The organism is Streptococcus infantis, assembly GCF_047460825.1.
GTDB classification, from domain to species: Bacteria; Bacillota; Bacilli; order Lactobacillales; family Streptococcaceae; genus Streptococcus; species Streptococcus infantis_V.
The window spans coordinates 1-1,464 of the sequence record NZ_JASHFO010000062.1; the positions used below are offsets into that span (position 1 = coordinate 1).

At 43.2% G+C, this 1,464-nt stretch carries 1 pseudogene; it reads right to left on the reverse strand.

From position 1 onward, the window contains the following. A pseudogene (locus QM911_RS09800) lies at window positions 1-1,464 on the reverse strand (protein with ysrik-signal peptide); the annotation flags it as partial.

Consider the following 1,464-nt stretch of genomic DNA (forward strand, 5'->3'; position numbering starts at 1 on the left):
TCTTAACAGTTTGATCACCTGTAAGTGTTGCTGTTGAGCCATCTGGGAACGTTACTGTGGTTGTTCCGTCTTGACCTACTTCTGCTTTAGAGCCTGGGTTCGCTGCTTCTACTGCTTCCTTAACTTTTGCTTTTTCGGCATCAGTCAAGTTTGCTGTATCTTTAACTGGAGTCTTAGTTTCTGGAGCTTTAAGACCGTCTGCGTCTTTAGCTTTCTCTTCTGCTTTAACTACAGTTTGCTCTGGAGTCAATGTTCCTTCTGATTTATCTGGGAACGTTACTTTAGTTGTTCCGTCTTGACCTACTTCAGCTACTGATCCTGGGTTCGCTGCTTCTACTGCTTTCTTAACTTCTGCTTTTTCTGCATCAGTCAAGTTAGCTGTATCTTTAACTGGTGTCTTAGTTGATGGAGCTTGAACACCGTTTGCATCTGCAGTCTTAACAGTTTGATCACCTGTAAGTGTTGCTGTTGAGCCATCTGGGAACGTTACTGTAGTTGTTCCATCTTGACCTACTTCTGCTTTAGATCCTGGGTTCGCTGCTTCTACTGCTTCCTTAACTTTAGCTTTTTCTGCATCAGTCAAGTTCTTCGCTGTATCTTTAACCGGTGTCTTAGTTGTTGGAGCTTTAACACCGTTTGCATCTGCAGCTTTAACAGTTTGATCACCTGTAAGTGTTGCTGTTGAACCATCTGGGAACGTTACTGTAGTTGTTCCGTCTTGACCTACTTCAGCTACTGATCCTGGGTTCGCTGCTTCTACGGCTTTCTTAACTTCTGCTTTTTCATCATCAGTCAAGTTTGCTGCATCTTTAACCGGTGTCTTAGTCGATGGAGCTTTAACTCCGTTTGCATCTGCAGTCTTAACAGTTTGATCACCTGTAAGTGTTGCTGTTGAGCCACCTGGGAACGTTACTGTAGTTGTTCCATCTTGACCTACTTCTGCTTTAGATCCTGGGTTCGCTGCTTCTACTACTTCCTTAACTTTAGCTTTTTCTGCATCAGTCAAGTTTGCTGTATCTTTAACCGGTGTCTTAGTTGATGGAGCTTGAACTCCGTTTGCATCTGCAGTCTTAACAGTTTGATCACCTGTAAGTGTTGCTGTTGAGGCATCTGGGAACGTTACTGTGGTTGTTCCGTCTTGACCTACTTCTGCTTTAGATCCTGGGTTCGCTGCTTCTACGGCTTCTTTAACTTTTGCTTTTTCTGCATCAGTCAAGTTTGCTGTATCTTTAACTGGTGTCTTAGTTGATGGAGCTTGAACACCATTTGAATCTGCAGTCTTAACAGTTTGATCACCTGTAAGTGTTGCTGTTGAGCCATCTGGGAACGTTACTGTTGTTGTTCCGTCTTGACCTACTTCTGCTTTAGATCCTGGGTTCGCTGCTTCTACGGCTTCTTTAACTTTTGCTTTTTCTGCATCAGTCAAGTTTGCTGTATCTTTAACTGGTGTCTTAGTTGATGGAG